We start from the raw sequence: 18,341 nt of genomic DNA, 5'->3' as shown, positions 1-18,341 counted from the left end.
CGGTAGAGGGAGGCGTGGCATGACAGAGACGACGAGCGGCCCGGCACGAGGTTCCCGCTCCAAGGGGAACAAGGGCGGCAAGGGCCTGCGCATCGAACGCATCCACACCACCCCCGGCGTGCACCCCTACGACGAGGTGGTCTGGGAGCGTCGTGACGTCGTCATGACCAACTGGCGCGACGGCTCCATCAACTTCGAGCAGCGCGGTGTGGAGTTCCCCGACTTCTGGTCGGTGAACGCGGTCAACATCGTCACGAGCAAGTACTTCCGCGGCGCGGTCGGCTCCCCCGAGCGCGAGGCGAGCCTCCGGCAGCTCATCGACCGCGTGGTGCTCACCTACCGCAAGGCCGGTGAGGAGCACGGGTACTTCGCGTCCCCCGCGGACGCCGAGATCTTCGAGCACGAGCTGACCTACGCCCTGCTCCACCAGGTGTTCAGCTTCAACTCGCCGGTCTGGTTCAACGTCGGCACCGCCCAGCCGCAGCAGGTCTCCGCCTGCTTCATCCTCTCCGTCGATGACTCCATGGAGTCGATCCTCGACTGGTACAAGGAAGAGGGGATGATCTTCAAGGGCGGCTCCGGCGCCGGCCTGAACCTCTCCCGCATCCGCTCCTCCAAGGAGCTCCTCTCCTCCGGCGGCAACGCCTCCGGCCCGGTGTCGTTCATGCGCGGCGCCGACGCCTCCGCCGGAACCATCAAGTCCGGTGGCGCCACCCGCCGTGCGGCCAAGATGGTCGTCCTCGACGTCGACCACCCGGACGTCGAGGCCTTCATCGACACCAAGGTGAAGGAGGAGGAGAAGGTCCGCGCCCTGCGCGACGCCGGGTTCGACATGGACCTGGGCGGCGACGACATCACCTCCGTCCAGTACCAGAACGCCAACAACTCCGTCCGCGTCAACGACGAGTTCATGAAGGCCGTCGAGACCGCGTCGAAGTTCGGCCTGCGCTCCCGCATGACCGGTGAGGTCATCGAGGAGGTCGACGCCAAGGCGCTGTTCCGCAAGATGGCCGAGGCCGCCTGGGCCTGCGCCGACCCGGGCATCCAGTACGACGACACCATCAACCACTGGCACACCTCGCCGGAGTCGGGCCGCATCACCGCGTCCAACCCGTGCAGCGAGTACATGCACCTGGACAACTCCTCGTGCAACCTCGCCTCGCTCAACCTGATGAAGTTCCTCCGCGACGACGACAACGGCAACCAGTCGTTCGACGCCGAGCGCTTCGCCAAGGTCGTCGAGCTGGTCATCACGGCGATGGACATCTCCATCTGCTTCGCCGACTTCCCGACCGAGAAGATCGGCGAGACCACCCGCGCCTTCCGCCAGCTGGGCATCGGCTACGCCAACCTCGGCGCCCTGCTGATGGCCACCGGCCACGCCTACGACAGCGACGGCGGCCGCGCCCTGGCCGGCGCCATCACCTCGCTGATGACCGGCACCTCCTACCGCCGCTCCGCCGAGCTGGCCGCGATCGTCGGCCCGTACGACGGTTACGCCCGCAACGCCGACGCCCACCAGCGCGTCATGAAGCAGCACGCGGACGCCAACACGGTCGCCACCCGCATGGACGACCTGGACACCCCGGTCTGGGCCGCGGCCACCGAGGCCTGGCAGGACGTGCTCCGCCTCGGCGAGAAGAACGGCTTCCGCAACGCCCAGGCGTCCGTGCTGGCCCCCACCGGCACCATCGGCCTGATGATGGACTGCGACACCACGGGCGTCGAGCCGGACCTGGCCCTGGTCAAGTTCAAGAAGCTCGTCGGCGGCGGCTCGATGCAGATCGTGAACAACACGGTCCCCAAGGCCCTCAAGCGCCTGGGCTACCTGCCCGAGCAGGTCGAGGCGATCGTCGCCCACATCGCCGAGCACGGCAACGTGATCGACGCCCCGGGCCTGAAGACCGAGCACTACGAGGTCTTCGACTGCGCCATGGGCGAGCGCGCGATCTCCGCCATGGGCCACGTGCGCATGATGGCCGCCGCGCAGCCGTTCCTCTCCGGCGCGATCTCCAAGACCGTCAACCTGCCCGAGTCGGCCACCGTCGAGGAGGTCGAGGAGGTCTACTTCGAGGGCTGGAAGATGGGCCTGAAGGCCCTCGCGATCTACCGCGACAACTGCAAGGTCGGCCAGCCGCTCTCCGCCAAGAAGAAGGAGGAGGAGAAGAAGGCCGAGGTCGTTCCCGCGGTGGCCGAGAAGGTCGTCGAGTACCGCCCGGTCCGCAAGCGCCTCCCGAAGGGCCGCCCGGGGATCACCACCTCCTTCACGGTCGGCGGCGCCGAGGGCTACATGACGGCCAACTCGTACCCGGACGACGGCCTGGGCGAGGTCTTCCTCAAGATGTCCAAGCAGGGCTCGACCCTCGCGGGCATGATGGACGCCTTCTCCATCGCCGTCTCCGTCGGCCTCCAGTACGGCGTGCCGCTGGAGACCTACGTCTCGAAGTTCACCAACATGCGCTTCGAGCCGGCCGGCATGACGGACGACCCGGACGTGCGGATGGCGCAGTCGATCGTCGACTACATCTTCCGCCGCCTGGCGCTCGACTTCCTGCCGTTCGAGACCCGTTCGGCGCTCGGCATCCACTCGGCCGAGGAGCGCCAGCGCCACCTCGACACCGGCTCCTACGAGCCGGCCGACGAGGACATGGACGTCGAGGGCCTGGCCCAGTCCGCCCCGCGCCAGGTGGAGGCCCCGAAGACCGAGGCCGCCCCCGCCACGGCCGCCGTCCCGGCGCCGAAGCAGCCGCACAACTCCACCGAACTGATGGAGATGCAGCTCGGCCTGAACGCGGACGCACCGCTCTGCTTCTCCTGCGGCACCAAGATGCGCCGCGCGGGCAGCTGCTACCTGTGCGAGGGCTGCGGCTCGACGAGCGGCTGCAGCTGACACCCGGTGCGGGGGACAGCTGACGCGTAGTCAGACGGAGGGGACCGGCCACGCGGCCGGTCCCCTTCCGGCGTTCCCCTTCCGGCGTTCCCCCTCTGGCAGAGGAGCGCCGGGCGCGTTGACAAGTGTCATGGGCGAACAAGGGGCGATCTCACTGCTGGGGTACCGGTGCCCGCGAAGACGATGGTGGGCCTGGCCCGGCGGATGCTCACCGATGTGCGGGCGGCCGTGTCCGGCTACCGCGAGGTGACGCTCGCCGGCGAACTCGCCCGCGGCAGGGAGCTGTTGCGCGCGGCGGGGGTCACGGCCGACCTGCCCACGGCCACCGACGTCGTCGACGCGGCGCACCAGGAGTTGTTCGGCTGGGTGGTCCGGGAGGGCATCACCAACGTCGTACGCCACGCGCGGGCCACCCGGTGCACCGTGCGCCTGTCGGCGGACCGGGTGGAGGTCCGCGACGACGGGACCGGCGCCCCGGCCCCCGGTGGCAACGGTCTGACCGGGCTGCGGGAGCGGGTCGCCGCGGCCGGGGGCACGGTGGAGGCGGGCCCGGCCGGCCCGCGCGGCTGGGCGGCTCCGCGCCACCCTCGGCCGTCCCGGACCACCGGGACCCCGCCGAACCATGACGGACACCACGAAGGGCACCACCAAGGGCGCGGTGAAGGGCACTTCCTCGTGACGATCAGGCTGCTGCTCGCTGACGATCAGGACCTGATCCGGGGCGCCCTGTCCGCGCTGCTCGGGCTGGAGGAGGACTTCGAGGTCGTCGCCTCCGTGGACCGGGGCGACAAGGTCGTCGAGGCCGCCCGCGCGCACCGGGCGGACGTGGCCCTGCTCGACATCGAAATGCCGGGCCTCGACGGCCTCGCCGCCGCGTCGGTCCTCGCCGCGCAGGTGCCCGAGTGCCGCGTGGTGATCCTCACCACCGTCGGCCGCGCCGGATACCTGCGCCGGGCGATGACGGCCGGCGCCGTCGGCTTCGTCGTCAAGGACGCCCCGCCCGAAGCCCTCGTGGACGCCATCCGCCGCGTCATGCGGGGCGAGCGCGTCATCGACCCCGCGCTCGCGGCGGCGACCCTCGCGGCGGGCGAATCCCCGCTGACCGCGCGGGAACGCCACGTACTGGAGGCGGCCCGCTCCGGCCCCACCGTCGCCGAGATCGCCGCCAAGCTCTACCTCTCCGAGGGGACCGTGCGGATCTACCTGTCGGCCGCGATCGCGAAGACCGGCACGCACAACCGGATGGAGGCGGTGCGCGTCGCCGACGAGCGGGGCTGGCTGTGACCTTCCCGCGCCCGACTCGCCGGGCGGGGAGGGCCGTAGGGCGGGAAGCGACGCGCGCCCCTTCGCCGCGCGGGGCGCGCTCCGTCCGCCGCAGGGGACGGCCTCTCGTCATCGGCGCATTCGCGTCGCCCGGGTGTCTACGGGGACTTGGTGCAGCGGGCGGATGCGGAGTCGCGTGGGAGGGCGGCGGGGCCGGGAGGCCGCTCCGGTGGCGCCGTCGGCGAACGGTGCGGGACGGGACGGGAGTTGACTCCGGGGCCGGGGCCGTGCGATGGGGCACGGACGGGCTCCGGTACGTCGCGCGGGCCGCCCGGTGGGGCTCGTTCGCGGCGTGACGCGGGCCACTTCGGGCGCCGTACGATGACCCGGTGCTGATCAAGTGGATTCGCTGCGTCGTGGTGGACCGCCGGGGCTTCGACCGGGCGCAGCGGAAGTGGGCGGGGCTGCTGGGGGAGCCGGGATTCCTGAGCCAGGGCGGCGGGTGGAGCCGGAGCCGTCCCGACGTGGTGCACCTCTTCTCCTTCTGGGAGAGCAGGGCGTTCTACGACTCCTTCGTGGCGCGATCGCACGACAGACCGGCGGTGGCCCAGGCGGGCACGTACAAGGACCTCCGGGTGCGGCTGTTCGAGCACCGCCTGGACGTGAAGGTGGGATTCCGCCCGGAGTTCACGGACGCGGACGTGGTGCGGATCGCGCACTGCCGGGTCCGGGAGGAGCGGGAGGAGCACTTCCGCACCGTGCAGGAGAAGGTGTGGAACCCGGCGATGGCCGGCTCGCCCGGGATGCTACGCGGCATGCTCGGCGCCGCGCCGGGCCCGGAGTTCCTGATCCTCTCGATGTGGAACTCCGAGGCCGAGCACGGGAAGTACCGCGCGGAGCGCGTGGAACGGCTGGCGCTGCGCGCTCAGATGGAGGCGGACGTGGAGGCCGTCGACGGTGACGTCGTCGGGGTGGAGCCGTCCTGGACCGTGTGACGGGGGCCGCTCGCCCGGGGGGTCACGCCATCCGTCCGCCCGTGGTGTCCGGGGTGGCGGTGTACACGCCCGCCCGGGCGGCGGCGAGGGCCGCCGCCGCGGCCTGGTCCGCGGCGGCCGCGTCCACGGGCTCCCGGGTGATGAAGAGGCGGAGGAACAGGGGAGCGCCGACCGCCCGGACGAGCGCCCCGGGATCGGTGCCGACCGGGACCTCGCCGCGGTCCGCGGCGCGGGCGACGAGCGGGGCGCAGCGCCGGAAGCGCTCGTCGTAGAAGCCGCGGAGGGCCTGCGCGGCACGGTCCGACTGGAACGCGGCGGCGATGAAGGCGGCCGGGGCGGCCGCCGTCGCCGGGTCGGTGAAGGTGTCCAGGATCTCCTGGGCGAGGGCGCGCAGGTCGCCGTCGAGGGAACCCGTGTCCGGCGGCGTCCAGGTGTCCTCGCCCGCGAGGTCGAGGGCGTCCGCGAGCATGCCCTCCACGCCGCCCCAGCGCCGGTAGAGCGTGGTCTTGTGGACACCCGACCGCTCGGCGACGTACTCGACGGTGAGACCCGGATAGCCGTGTTCGACCAGGCCGGCGAGCAGGGCGTCCCGGACGGCGGCGCGGGTGCGCGCGGTGCGGCCGCCGGGCCGGACGGTGCCCGGGGTCGGGGACTGGGCGGGGGGCGAAGCCGGCGCCGGCGTCCCGGGGGCATGCTGATCCGCAGGCAAGTGCAACTCCAGTTGTATTAGGCGGTGAGTCGTGTCATGCTGTCATCGTAACGCCATCGAAGTTGCGTTTGGCGGTGTTCGCCGCCGAAGGGGGAATTCGCATGCCTGCTCAGCTTTCCTTGCGTGAGGTGACCGTGTCCCGGGGCGACCGGCCCCTGCTGGAGCGCGTGTCCATCACCGTGCGGCCGGGAGAACGCGTCGGCCTCGTCGGTGAGAACGGGGCGGGGAAGTCCACGCTCCTCAAGGTCCTCGCGGGCGCCGAACCGCCCGACGACGGCTCGGTCGTGACCGAGGCGGACGGCGGGATCGGCTACCTCCCGCAGACACCCCGGTTCCCGCCCGGCGGGACGGTGGCGGACGCCGTCGACGAGGCACTGTCCGAACTCCGGGCGATCGAACGCGCGTTGCGCGACCTGGAGCCGACCCTGGGCGCCGGGGACGCCGGGGCACTGGAGGAGTACGGGCGGCTGCTCACCGCCTTCGAGGCGCGCGGCGGCTACGAGGCGGACGCCCGGGTGGACAAGGCGCTGCACGCCCTCGGCCTGGCCGGTACCGGCCGCGACCGGCGGCTGGACACGCTGTCCGGGGGCCAGCAGGCCCGCCTCGGCCTGGCCTGCCTGCTCGCCGCCGCGCCCGAGACCATGCTCCTGGACGAACCGACCAACCACCTCGACGAGACGGCCCTCACCTGGCTGGAGGACACCCTCCGCGCCCACCGCGGCACCGTTGTCGTCATCTCGCACGACCGGGCCTTCCTCGAGCGGGTCGCCACCGCCATTCTGGAGGTCGACGCGGACCGGCACACCGTCGTCCGCTACGGCGGCGGCTACGCCGGCTACGTCGCCGAACGGCTGGCGGCCCGCCGCCGCTGGGAGCAGGAGTACGAGCGGTGGTGCGCCGAGACCGAGGCGCTCGCGGCGGCGGCGTCGGACACCGCCCGCCGCGTCGCCCCCGGCCGCGCCATGAAGGACGGCAACAAGATGGCGTACGACCGGGCCGCGGGCCGGGTCCAGGCGTCGGTCGCCGGCCGGGTCCGCAATGCGCGGGAGCGGCTGCGCAGACTCCAGGCCGACCCCGTCCCCCGGCCGCCGGAGCCCCTGCGCTTCACCGCCCGCCCGGTACGGGCGGAGGCGGACGGACTTCTGGCGACCCTCGACGACGTCCGGGTCGGCGACCGGCTGCGGGTCGACTCGCTCCGCCTCGAGGCCGGCGGCCGGCTGCTGGTGACCGGCGCCAACGGGGCCGGAAAGTCCACGCTGCTGCGGGTGCTCGCCGGTGAGACAGACCCGGACGCGGGGACGGTGACCCGGCGCGGCCGGATCGCCCACCTGCCGCAGGAGATTCCGGTGGGCCGGCCCGCCGACCGGCTCTTCACCGCCTACGCGCGCGGCCTGCCCGGAACGCCCGACGAGCAGCGCGAGGCCCTGCTGTCCACCGGCCTCTTCCGGCAGCGCGACCTGCACGTGGCGGTGGGCTCCCTCTCGGACGGCCAGCGCCGCCGGCTCGCACTCGCCCGCCTGCTGGCCCGGCCCGCCGACCTGCTGCTGCTCGACGAGCCCACCAACCACCTGGCGCTCGCCCTGGTCGAGCAGTTGGAGGAGGCGCTCGCCCAGTGGACCGGGGCCCTGGTCGTCGTCTCCCACGACCGGACCCTGCGGGACCGCTTCGCCGGCCGGCGCTGCGAGATACGGGACGGCCGGCTGCTGGACGCCCGGTGAGCCGGGGCGGGCGCCCGGGCGCCGCGTCTCCCCATAGGGTGGCGTCATGGCACGGCCCCGGCGCATCGTCCTCCTCCGCCACGGCGAGTCGGAGGGCAACATCGACGACACGGTCTACGAGCGCGAGCCCGATCACGCCCTCGCCCTGACGGCCCTCGGCCGCCGGCAGGCGCAGGAGGCCGGGGTCCGGCTGCGGGAGCTCTTCGGGGACGAGCGGGTCTCCGCCTACGTCTCCCCCTACCGCCGGGCGCACCAGACCTTCCGCGCGCTGGGGCTCGACCCCGCCCGGGTCCGGGTCCGCGAGGAGCCCAGGCTGCGCGAGCAGGACTGGGGGAACTGGCAGGACAGGGAGGACGTGCGCCGGCAGAAGGCGTACCGCGACGCCTACGGCCACTTCTTCTACCGCTTCGCCCAGGGGGAGTCCGGGGCCGACGTCTACGACCGGGTGGGCAGCTTCCTGGAGAGTCTCTGGCGCAGTTTCGAGGACCCCCGGCACCCGCCCAACGTCCTCCTGGTCACCCACGGGCTGACCATGCGGCTGTTCTGCATGCGGTGGCTGCACTGGACCGTCGCGGAGTTCGAGAGCCTGTCGAACCCGGGCAACGGGGAGAGCCGGATGCTCCTCCTGGGTGCCGACGGGCGGTACCACCTGGACCGGCCGTTCGAGCGCTGGTGTACCCCTGAATCGTACGGCTTCACCGATTAGAGTTCGCTGCGATGACCGCTGACCGATTCCCCCGGGCCCTCGCCAGCCTGCGCGGGCTGGCCGTGGGCGACGCCCTCGGCTCCCAGTTCTTCGTCCCCGCCCACTACCCCTCCCTCAAGCGCCGCGAACCGCCGCCCGCCCCCTGGCGGTGGACCGACGACACCGAGATGGCCTGCTCGGTCGTGGCGGTCCTCGCCGCCCACGGCCGCGTCGACCAGGACGCCCTGGCCCGGTCCTTCGCCGACCACCACGACTTCGACCGCGGCTACGGCCCGGCCGTCAACCGGATGCTCCGGCTGGTCAGGGAGGGCGGCGACTGGCGCGAGCTCGCGGCGGCGCTGTTCAAGGGGCAGGGCTCCTGGGGCAACGGCGCGGCCATGCGCATCGCCCCCCTCGGCGCCTGGTACGCGGGCGACCCCGAGCAGGCCACGCACCAGGCGGAGATCTCGGCCTACACGACCCACCAGCACCGTGAGGCGGTGGCGGGCGCCATGGCCGTGGCCGCCGCTGCCGCCGTCGCGGCGGAGGCCGACGGTACGGCGGTCACCGGCGAGCGGCTGCTCGACGAGGTGATCGCCCTCGTCCCGCGCAGCGCCGTGCACGCCGGGCTGCGCAGGGCGCGCGACATGCTCGACTACGACGACGCGACGACGGTCGCGGCCGTGCTCGGCTGCGGGCGCCGGACCAGCGCGCACGACACCGTGCCGTTCGCCCTGTGGTCCGCGGCCCGCCATCTGGGCGACTACGCGGGCGGTTTCTGGGCGACGGCGTCGGTCGGCGGGGACGTCGACACCACCTGCGCCATCGTCGGCGGGGTGATCGCGGCGGCCGGCCGCGGCGCGCCGCCCGCCGCTTGGTGCGAGGCCACCGAGGCCCTTCCCGGCTGGCTGCCGGCCGCCCCGGACTGACCGCCGGACCGGTGGGTCGACCGCTCCCGGCCCGCCCGCCGCCCGCCGCGAAGGGGGAGTGAGGGGGCCGGGGCGGCACGGAGCGCCTCCGGGGCGTACCCTTGCTGGCGCCATGCCCTACGAACCGCCTACCCACAGCGTCGAGCGCTCCCTCCGGGCGACGACCGGAGCCAAGATCGTCGCCGGCGTCGACGAGGTCGGCCGGGGCGCCTGGGCCGGACCGGTCACCATCTGCGCGGCCGTCACCGGCCTGCGCCGCCCGCCGGAAGGGCTCACCGACTCCAAACTGCTGACCCCCAAGCGCCGCCGCGCGCTCGCCGGACAGCTGGAGTCGTGGGTCACCGCCTACGCCCTCGGTCACGCCTCCCCCGAGGAGATCGACGAACTGGGGATGACGGCGGCGCTCCGGCTGGCGGCCGGGCGGGCCCTCGACGGCCTCCCGGTGCGGCCCGACGCCGTCATCCTCGACGGCAAGCACGACTACCTCGGCGAGCCGTGGCGGGTCCGCACGGTCGTCAAGGGAGACCAGTCCTGTGTGGCCGTCGCGGCCGCGTCCGTGCTCGCCAAAGTGCGGCGGGACGCGATGATGGCCGAACTGGACGCGGACCACGCGGACTTCGGGTTCCCCGACAACGCGGGGTACCCCTCGCCCGTCCACCGGGACGCCCTGGAACGGCTCGGACCCACGCCGCACCACCGGCTGTCCTGGGCCTATCTGGACGCGCTGCCCCGGTGGCAGCATCTGAAGCGGACGCGGCTCGTGGCCGGGGGCCCGGAGGGTCCCGCCGGCCGCGGAACGGCCGCTCTGGAAGCCGGCGGTCAACTCGGGTTCGAGTTCTGACCGCGGAAGTGCCACCCGCCGATGCGACTCGCACCGGCGTTTGATAGACATCGACCTATGCCTCTCATCCCCGAGGAGCCTCAGATTCACGAGAGTGTCCCGGGTCCCCGCGCTGTTCCGGCCGCCGGCCACACCGCGTCGACCCCCCGCCCCGTTCCCGGCCCCCGCCCGGCCCCCCGGCCCGGCCCCCGCGCCGCACGCCCGGTGCCCGCGCCCCCCGGCCCGCGCACCCCGCCCCCGGCGGCACCCGCCGCCCCCCAGGTCCAGCTGATCCCCGTTCCGGCGGAGGGTGCCCTGGACGCCGCCGACGAGGCCGTCGACCTGCTGCTCGACAGCGGCCGCGCGCCCGGTGACGTCCTGGTGCTCACCACCGGGGAGGCGCACCCCTGGGCCGCCCACGAGCTGTCCTTCGGCGAGGCCTCCTACTGGGCCCAGCACGACGCCGCGGACGACGTGTTCTACGCCGACGCCGGCGCCGACCGCGCGAAGGGACGCCCCGTCGTGGTCGTCGCCGTCAACGGCGGCTCCGACGCGGCGGTGCAGCGGGCGCTGCCCGCGGCCCTGCGCCGCGCCGGTGCCCTGCTGGTTGTCTGCGGGGACAGCGCCCGTGTCAACTCCGTTCTGTCGGCGGCCGTCTGACCCGGTGCCTCTCCGAGGCACCGGTACCGGCCGTACGGGCCCGGTGCCGGGTGACCCGCGCGCGCGTCACCCGGCCGCGGCGTGCCGCAGCGCCGCCGGCACCGGACGGACGGAGCCGGCCGCCGCGGCGCGGTGCTCGGCGGAGCGGGGGCTGCGCCCGCTCCTGCCCTCGCCGAGGATCCGCCAACCGCCGTCCGTCAGCGTGATGTACGCCCCGCAGCGCAGCCCGTGGAGCACGCAGGCGTCGCGCAGGGCCCACATCCACGCGCCGTCCTCCACGGTCCAACGGCCGTCCCCCGCACGGCAGTAGAGCAGCACCGCCGTGCGCACCGGCGAGCGTCTGCGCAGGTCGTGCGGGATCACCCGGCGCAGCCGCGCCAGCAGCGCGTTGCGCAGCTCCCAGCCGTCCCGGACCGCCGCCCGGCGGGTGAAGGACGCGCTGGCCACCAGCCGTTCGTCCGGATCGAGGACGGCGATCACGGCCGTGCGCGGCGTCGGCAGATGCCGGGCGTGGAGCCCGGTGACGACCTCACGGGGGCTGCGCAGCAGGGGAATTCCGGCGGCGGCCCACTCGGCGGGCTCCACCACGCGGACCGGCCGCCCGGGGGCGAGCCGGGACGGGGACGGGACCGGGCCGAAGGCCATGACTCTCCCTTCGCCTGCGCGTCCGCGGCGGCCGCGGGCGTCGGCAACGAGGAACAGCGGACGGCAGCCCAGCGGGCCGTGGGGGACGGGAGCGGGGAGCCGGTCCCATTCTCGTGGCCCCACCCGCCGCACGGCAACGATCAATTGACGTCACCGGCCGGAACCGGGCGGTGCTCCTTCCGCTTCGCGCACGGAGACACCACCCTCTTCCGTCAGCCCTGTACGGCCAGCACCAAGGGGAACACCTGGGACGCCCCCGCCCGGCGCAGCAGCCGCGCCGCCACCGCCAGCGTCCAGCCGGTGTCCGACAGATCGTCGACGAGCAGAACCGGACCGCGCGCCTCCGCCAGCCGTGCCGCGAGCTCCGGCGGAACGGTCAACGCCCCGTCCAGCGCCCGCAGCCGCTGCGCGCTGTTGGTGCGCGGCACCCGCGACTCCTCCGCGTCCGCGCGGTAGGAGACGGCACCCAGGAACGGCATCCGGCCGACCGCCGCGATGTGTTCGCCCAGCGAGCCGATCAACTTCGGCCTCGTGCGCGAGTCCACGACCACGACGCCCGCCGGCCGGCCCGGAGCGTCCGGCGCGCCGGAGGCCCAGCCGCCCGGCCCCTTGGCCCAGTCGGCGAGCACTGTCACCACGGCGCCCGCCACATCGTCCGGAACGGGGCCGTCCGGAGCCTGCGCGGCCAGCAGCGGACGCAGCCGGTTGCCCCACCCGATGTCGGAGAGCCGCCCCAGCGCCCGGCCGGGAGTCGCCTGCTCGCCCGCCGGGATGCGGCCCTTGAGGTCCACCCCCACCGCCGGCATGCCGGTCGGCCACATCCTGCGCGGCTCCACCTCGACCCCGGGCCGCCCCAACTCGCCCCGCGAGGCGTCGAGCGCCTGCACCGACACCTCCACGGAGAACCGGGCCCCCGCGCAGTTGTCGCAGCGCCCACAGGGAGCCGCCTGCTCGTCGTCCAGCTGACGGCGCAGGAACTCCATCCGGCACTCCGTCGTCGTCGCGTAGGCCCGCATGGCGTCCTGTTCGGCCTTCCGCTGCCGGGCCACCCAGGCGTAGCGCTCCGCGTCGTACGTCCACGGCCGGCCGGTCGCCGTCCAGCCGCCGCGCACCCGGTGCACGGCCCCGTCCACGTCTAGGACCTTGAGCATGGTCTCCAGCCGCGACCGGCGCAGCTCCACCAGCGGCTCCAGGGCAGGCAGCGACAGCGGCCGGTCCGCCGCCGCCAGGACGTCCAGGGTGCGCCGGACCTGTTCCTCGGGCGGGAACGCCAGCGAGGCGAAGTACTGCCAGATCGCCTCATCCTCCCGGCCCGGCAGCAGCAGCACCTCCGCGTGCTCGACCCCGCGGCCCGCGCGGCCCACCTGCTGGTAGTAGGCGATGGGGGAGGAGGGCGAGCCGAGGTGGACGACGAAGCCGAGGTCGGGCTTGTCGAAGCCCATGCCGAGGGCGGACGTGGCGACGAGGGCCTTCACCCGGTTGGCCAGCAGGTCCTCCTCCGCCTGCTGCCGGTCGGCGTTCTCCGTCTTGCCGGTGTACGCGGTCACCACGTGCCCGCGCCGGCGCAGGAACGCCGTCACCTCCTCCGCCGCCGCGACGGTCAGCGTGTAGACGATGCCCGAACCCGGCAGCTCGTCCAAGTGATCGGCGAGCCAGGCGAGTCGGTGCGCGGCGTCGGGCAGGCGCAGGACACCGAGGCTCAGGCTCTCCCGGTCGAGCGGCCCCCGCAGCACCAGCGCACGCTCCGCGCCCTCGCCCGTCCCCAGCTGCTCGGCGACGTCGGCGGTGACCCGGGCGTTGGCCGTCGCGGTGGTCGCCAGCACCGGGACGCCGGGCGGCAGTTCGGCCAGCATCGTGCGCAGCCGCCGGTAGTCCGGCCGGAAGTCATGGCCCCAGTCGGAGATGCAGTGCGCCTCGTCGACGACCAGCAGCCCGGTCGCGGCGGCCAGCTTGGGCAGCACCTGGTCCCGGAAATCGGGGTTGTTGAGGCGCTCGGGGCTCACGAGGAGCACATCCACCTCACCGGCGGCGACCTCCGCCTGGATGGTGTCCCACTCCTCCGGGTTGGCCGAGTTGATCGTGCGGGCGTGGATGCCGGCCCGCGCCGCGGCCTCCACCTGGTTGCGCATCAGCGCCAGCAGTGGGGAGACGATCACCGTCGGACCGCTGCCGCGCTCGCGCAGCAGGGCCGTGGCGACGAAGTACACCGCTGACTTGCCCCAGCCGGTGCGCTGGACGACGAGGGCTCTGCGGTGGTCGGCGACCAGCGCCTCGATCGCCCGCCACTGGTCCTCGCGCAACCGGGCTCCGCCGGTGGCATCACCCACCAGCCGGGCGAGGACGGCGTCGGCGGCGGTACGGAGGGCTTCGTTGGTCATGGACCCATGCAACACGAGGCCACTGACATCGCGCGACCGAGGTCCGTCGACGGCCGATATCCACAGGCGTTCGTACGATGATCCGCCGCGCTTGTCCACAGGCCTGGTGGGCCCGTACCGCCCTGCGGGACGCTCGGCGCATGACCGACCACGACGCATCGGCCGGCCCTCCGCGGCCGCCCGCCTCCGACCGGGAGCTGTCGGCTCCCACGCACGTCACCCTCCGCAGCCCGGCGGAGCTGGCCGACGCGCTGCCCTACCTGCTGGGCTTCCACCCGAACGACAGCATCGTCCTCATGGCGCTGCACGGCGAGGGCAGGCGCTTCGGCGGCCGGCTCCGCCTGGGCATCCCCGTACCGGAGGACTGGCCCGACGTCTCCGACCAGCTCGCGGAGACCCTCGTCACCGGCTGCCTCAAGCGCGGCACCCGACCCGACGGGATCGTCCTCTACCTCTGCCAGGACCCCGCGGACGGCGAGACGTCCGAGGCCGTGATGGAACGGCTGCGCCCGCTCGCCCAGCGCCTGCGGATCGCCTGCGGGGCCCTGGACGTGCCGGTCGTCGAGGCGCTCTGCCTCTCCGACGGCCGTTTCTGGTCCTACTGCTGCTCCGCCCCCCGCTGCTGCCCGCCCGAGGGCACGCCCCTGGCGCTACCCGGCACCACGGTCATGGCCGCGGCCGCCGCCTACGTGGGCATCCGCGTGCGCGGGACCCTGCGCGAGATGGAGGCCCGCCTGAGCCCGCGCACCGGCCCGTGGCACGAGGAACAGCGGCGCGCCCTGGACACCGCCACCTCCCGCCTGCTCCCGCGCGTGATCGCCGGGGAATGCTGGGCGACCCGCCAGGAGACCCTGGACCTGGCGGAACGGCTGGTCGACCGCCTCCACGAAACCCCGGCCGGAGCGGACGGCGCGGAGTCCGACGCCCGGGACGACGCGCTCCTGACGACCGAGGAGACCGCCACCCTCGTCATCGGCCTCCAGGACCGCGTAGCCCGGGACCGCGCCGCCGAGTGGATGGAAGGCCCGCGCACCCAGGCGGTGCTCCGCCTCTGGCGGGCCCTCGCCCGGCGCTGCGTCCCGCCGTACACCGAGCACGCCGCCGCACCGCTGACCCTTGCCGGCTGGGTGGCCTGGTCCAGCGGCGAGCAGGCCGAGGCGAGGGTCGCCCTCGGCCGCGCCCTGACCGCCGACCCCGACTACCTCTTCGCGCAACTCCTCCACCACGCCTGCAACGAAGGGCTGGATCCGGAAACCCTGCGCGACTGCCTCCGACGGGAGCGCGCGGACCGCGCCGTCTGCCAGGCCGCCCGCGCCGCCGACGACCCGCGGCCGCCCACCGGGGAGACGGACACGGACGCGACCCGGCCCGCCGCGCCTTCCGGAGGGCAGGCGACCGTGCCCCGGGCACGCCGGCGCAAACCCGCCGACGATGCCACGCGCCCGAAGCGGGCGACCGGCGGCACCGCCGCCGGCGGGCCCACGGGCAAGCCCCGGGCGCGGCGGCAACCGGCCCGCGGCGCCACCCGCGACCGTCGGTGACGGTGATCACGCGCACACCGCCGTGACCTCGGCGGCGCCACCGCCGTTCACCTATGTGGCCCTCCTTCCCGTCCGACCCCGTCCGACGTCAGGCCCGTGACCTCCCAGGGAGCGCAGACCCGTGCACGGCACCGCCGCCCATGCCCAGCCCGCCCCCCGCCCGGCCGTGCCCCGGCGCCCCGGCGACGCCCGCCCCCAGGGGCCGCGCCCGGTCCACACGGCGCTGATCTGCGTCGCCCTGCCCGCCCTCGCGATCTCCGAGGAGCACGGGCAGCTCACCGGCCACGGCCTTGACGGGTTCTACCGCAACGGCCGCCGCCTGCTGGCGCGTTGCGTGCTCCGGGTGGACGGGGCCGAGCCGGTCCCCCTCCAGGGCCGGCTGGTCGACGCCGGACGCGCGCGGTTCGTGGCCGCCCTCCGCACCGCCGCGGACGAGGGTCCCGACCCCGCCGTCACGGTGGAGCGCGTCCGGGACGCCGAGGGCGTCGAGCGGGTCACCCTGCGCAGCGCGGCGCCGCGCGAGGCCCGGCTCCGGGTGGAGATGTCGCTCGGCACGGACCTCGCGGACCTCGGCCTGATCGCCCACGGCACGGCGGCACCCGAACTGCCCGCCGCCGTCCACGGTTCCGGCCTCCGCTGGACGGCACCCGGCCTGCACGCCGTGGTGACCGCCGACCCGCCGCCGGACGACGCCCTGGCCTCGGCCGGACTGCTCTGCTGGGAGATACGGCTGCCGCCCGGCGGCACGCGCGGTGTCGAACTGCGCGTCCGCCCCGAGATCCCCGGCAGGCCCCGCCAGCCCGAGGGGCCCCGCACCCGGACGCGCGCCGCGGCGCCCTGGGGTGACGCCCAGGCGGAGGGCGACGACCCGCGGGCAGCCGCCCTGCTGGTCGGCAGCCTCGACGACCTCAGGGCCCTGCTGGTCCGCGACCCCAAGATCCCCGGGGACGTGCACGTCGCCGCCGGCGCCCCCTGGCGCTGCGGCGGCCTCGCCCCGGCCGAGGCCCTGTGGGCCGCCCGGATGACCCTCCCGCTGGGCGTCCGGCTCGCCGCCGGGACACTGCGCACCCTCGCCCGCACCCAGCTCCCCGGCCCCGGGCCGGAACGGGGCCGCATCCCCGGCGCCCTCCGGCACACCGGTGCGCACCTCCCGCCCGGGTGCACCGGGATCGAGGCCACCCTGCTGTTCCCCACCGTCCTCGCGGAGGCCAGGCGTTGGGGACTGCCGTCCCAGGAGATCGAGCCGCTGCTCCCGGCGGCCGAACGCTGTCTGGCCTGGCTGCGCTCGGCCGCCGACGATCGCGGCTACCTGGCGGACCCGGTGCCCGGCGGCCCGTACCGCTGCGAGGTGCAGGCCCACGCCCACCGGGCCGCCCTGCTGGGCGCCGACCTCCTCGCGGCCCACGGCCGCCCGGGAGCGGACGAGTGGCACGCCTGGGCGGTCGGCCTGCGGCGCCGCTTCCGCGAGGACTTCTGGGCCGACGACCGTGGCGGCGGCCGGCCGGTGGCCGCCCTGGTGCCGGGCGGCGAACCCGTTCCGCACCTGGGCTGCGCCGCCGCCCATCTCCTCGACACCGGCCTGCTGGGTGAGGGCGAGTACGCCCCCGGCCTGCTGGACCGGGCCCGCACCGAGCAACTGGCCAGGCTGTTGGGCAGCCCCGCCCTCGACTCCGGCTGGGGCCTGCGCAGCCTGGGGGCCAGGGAAGGCGGGCACAACCCCTTCGGCCACCGCGGCGGGGCCGTGCGCGTCCACGAGACGGCCGTCGCCGTCGCGGGTCTGGCCGCGGCCGGCTTCGAGAAGGAGGCGGGCTCCCTCGCCCGCGGCGTACTGGACGCCGCCGAGGCCTTCGGCCACCGGCTGCCGGAGATGTACGCGGGGGAGCAGCGCACCGCCGGGAGCGCCCCGCTGCCCCACCCGGCGGCCTGCCGCCCCGCGGCCGTCGCGGCGGCGGGCGCCGTCCATCTGCTGACGGCGTTCGCCGGGGTGCGGCCCGACGTCCCGGCGGGCGGGGTGACGGTCCGCCCGCCCGGTTCGGCGCCCCTGGGAGCGCTGCGGTTCACCGGGCTGCGGGTGGCCGAGCGGCCGTTCGCCGTACGCGTCAGCCGGCTCGGCCTGGGCATGGTCGAGGAAGCCGCCGACGGGCTGCAGCTGGGAGTGTGAACTCCGTGCGCGCCGTTCCCGTCGAGAGCCCCCGTGGCGCCGTGATTTCCGGCCCGGCCCACGTGGGACAAGAACCTGTTTATCGTCAAGCAGACGACTATGATCGCGTCATGCCCTACGACCCGTCGGCCTTCCCGCCCTTCGCCGTCACCGTCGACCTGGTCGTGCTCACCGTGCGGCGGCACTCCCTGTGCGCGCTGGCGGTGCGCCGCGGAGAGCCGCCCTTCCAGGGCCGATGGGCGCTGCCCGGGGGATTCGTCCGGTCCGACGAGGACCTGGCGACGGCCGCGGCCCGCGAGCTGGCCGAGGAGACGGGGCTGCACGTCCTGCACGATCCCGCCTGCCCCGCCACCGCCCACGCGGCCCACCTCGAACAGCTCGCCACCTACGGCGACCCCAAGCGCGATCCCCGTATGCGCGTCGTCAGTGTCGCGCACCTGGCGCTCGCCCCCGACCTGCCCGCGCCCCGCGCCGGCGGTGACGCGCACAGTGTGCGCTGGGCCCCCGTCGAGGACCTGCTCGACCAGGACGGCCACGCCCGGGACGGCGAACAGGCCGCCCCGCTGGCCTTCGACCACGCCCGCATCCTCGCCGACGGGGTCGAACGCGCCCGTTCCAAGATCGAGTACTCGTCCCTCGCGACCGCCTTCTGCCCTCAGGAGTTCACCGTCGGGGAGCTGCGCCGGGTCTACGAGGCCGTCTGGGGCGTGGCCCTCGACCCCCGCAACTTCCACCGCAAGGTCACCGGCACCCCCGGCTTCCTGGTCCCCACCGGCGGCACGACGACCCGGCAGGGCGGACGTCCCGCACAGCTCTTCCGCGCGGGTGGCGCCACCCTTCTCAACCCGCCCATGCTCCGCCCGGAGGCGTAGCACCGGCGCACGTGGCCTTCTCCGGCGCGGTACGGGACACGCCGCTCGCTCCGCTGCGTAGCAAATAGGACATAT

Annotated in this window: 14 protein-coding genes; 11 read left to right on the top strand and 3 right to left on the bottom strand. The window is 74.7% G+C overall.

The annotated features are described in order from the left end of the window. The first annotated feature begins 19 nt into the window (after positions 1-19). From ACH4PU_RS29080 to ACH4PU_RS29070, 3 genes are all read left to right on the top strand, one after another. Positions 20-2,890, top strand: a complete 2,871-nt coding sequence (locus tag ACH4PU_RS29080; protein ID WP_398278321.1) for a vitamin B12-dependent ribonucleotide reductase — start codon at positions 20-22, stop codon at positions 2,888-2,890. Positions 2,891-3,565: 675 nt separating this feature from the next. Then, a complete protein-coding gene (locus ACH4PU_RS29075; protein ID WP_398278410.1) occupies positions 3,566-4,174 on the top strand; it encodes a DNA-binding response regulator in 609 nt (202 codons plus the stop codon). Positions 4,175-4,542: 368 nt separating this feature from the next. Beyond that, positions 4,543-5,148 carry a YdbC family protein gene (locus ACH4PU_RS29070; protein WP_398278318.1) on the top strand — a complete coding sequence of 202 codons (606 nt, stop codon included), beginning with the start codon at positions 4,543-4,545 and terminating at the stop codon, positions 5,146-5,148. Positions 5,149-5,170: 22 nt separating this feature from the next. Here ACH4PU_RS29070 and ACH4PU_RS29065 read toward each other — a convergent pair whose 3' ends face one another. Then, positions 5,171-5,857 (bottom strand): TetR/AcrR family transcriptional regulator, encoded by a 687-nt coding sequence (locus ACH4PU_RS29065; RefSeq protein ID WP_398278315.1) that lies wholly within the window; start codon positions 5,855-5,857, stop codon positions 5,171-5,173. A 101-nt stretch (positions 5,858-5,958) separates the two neighbouring features. Here ACH4PU_RS29065 and abc-f point away from each other — a divergent pair, with 101 nt between their 5' ends. The 5 genes from abc-f to ACH4PU_RS29040 all read left to right on the top strand — a co-directional run bounded on the left by abc-f (position 5,959) and on the right by ACH4PU_RS29040 (position 10,669). Next, on the top strand, positions 5,959-7,575 hold the full coding sequence (abc-f, locus tag ACH4PU_RS29060; RefSeq protein WP_398278312.1) for a ribosomal protection-like ABC-F family protein: 1,617 nt from the start codon (positions 5,959-5,961) through the stop codon (positions 7,573-7,575). A 46-nt stretch (positions 7,576-7,621) separates the two neighbouring features. Next, positions 7,622-8,281, top strand: a complete 660-nt coding sequence (locus tag ACH4PU_RS29055; protein WP_398278309.1) for a histidine phosphatase family protein — start codon at positions 7,622-7,624, stop codon at positions 8,279-8,281. Positions 8,282-8,292: 11 nt separating this feature from the next. Further along, positions 8,293-9,189, top strand: a complete 897-nt coding sequence (locus ACH4PU_RS29050; RefSeq protein WP_398278306.1) for an ADP-ribosylglycohydrolase family protein — start codon at positions 8,293-8,295, stop codon at positions 9,187-9,189. Between the two features lie 112 nt (positions 9,190-9,301). Continuing rightward, positions 9,302-10,030, top strand: coding sequence for a ribonuclease HII (locus ACH4PU_RS29045; RefSeq protein WP_398278303.1), 729 nt, complete (start codon positions 9,302-9,304; stop codon positions 10,028-10,030). Positions 10,031-10,087: 57 nt separating this feature from the next. Further along, positions 10,088-10,669 (top strand): hypothetical protein, encoded by a 582-nt coding sequence (locus tag ACH4PU_RS29040; RefSeq protein ID WP_398278300.1) that lies wholly within the window; start codon positions 10,088-10,090, stop codon positions 10,667-10,669. Positions 10,670-10,735: 66 nt separating this feature from the next. Here ACH4PU_RS29040 and ACH4PU_RS29035 read toward each other — a convergent pair whose 3' ends face one another. Further along, positions 10,736-11,314, bottom strand: coding sequence for a hypothetical protein (locus ACH4PU_RS29035; protein ID WP_398278297.1), 579 nt, complete (start codon positions 11,312-11,314; stop codon positions 10,736-10,738). 212 nt (positions 11,315-11,526) lie between these two features. Then, a complete protein-coding gene (locus tag ACH4PU_RS29030; RefSeq protein ID WP_398278294.1) occupies positions 11,527-13,692 on the bottom strand; it encodes a RecQ family ATP-dependent DNA helicase in 2,166 nt (721 codons plus the stop codon). Positions 13,693-13,832: 140 nt separating this feature from the next. Here ACH4PU_RS29030 and ACH4PU_RS29025 point away from each other — a divergent pair, with 140 nt between their 5' ends. The 3 genes from ACH4PU_RS29025 to ACH4PU_RS29015 all read left to right on the top strand — a co-directional run bounded on the left by ACH4PU_RS29025 (position 13,833) and on the right by ACH4PU_RS29015 (position 18,266). Next, positions 13,833-15,233, top strand: coding sequence for a DUF4192 domain-containing protein (locus ACH4PU_RS29025; RefSeq protein WP_398278291.1), 1,401 nt, complete (start codon positions 13,833-13,835; stop codon positions 15,231-15,233). Positions 15,234-15,354: 121 nt separating this feature from the next. Then, positions 15,355-17,394: a glycogen debranching N-terminal domain-containing protein gene (locus tag ACH4PU_RS29020; protein WP_398278288.1), complete on the top strand. Its 2,040-nt coding sequence runs from the start codon at positions 15,355-15,357 to the stop codon at positions 17,392-17,394. A 110-nt stretch (positions 17,395-17,504) separates the two neighbouring features. Then, positions 17,505-18,266 carry an NUDIX domain-containing protein gene (locus ACH4PU_RS29015; protein WP_004949054.1) on the top strand — a complete coding sequence of 254 codons (762 nt, stop codon included), beginning with the start codon at positions 17,505-17,507 and terminating at the stop codon, positions 18,264-18,266. Positions 18,267-18,341 lie beyond the last annotated feature (75 nt).

Origin of the sequence: Streptomyces sp. NPDC021100 (assembly GCF_044333095.1) — a bacterium.
GTDB lineage: Bacteria > Actinomycetota > Actinomycetes > Streptomycetales > Streptomycetaceae > Streptomyces.
The sequence above is the reverse complement of the archived record's forward strand: the minus strand, read 5'-3'. Positions and strand labels throughout refer to the sequence as shown.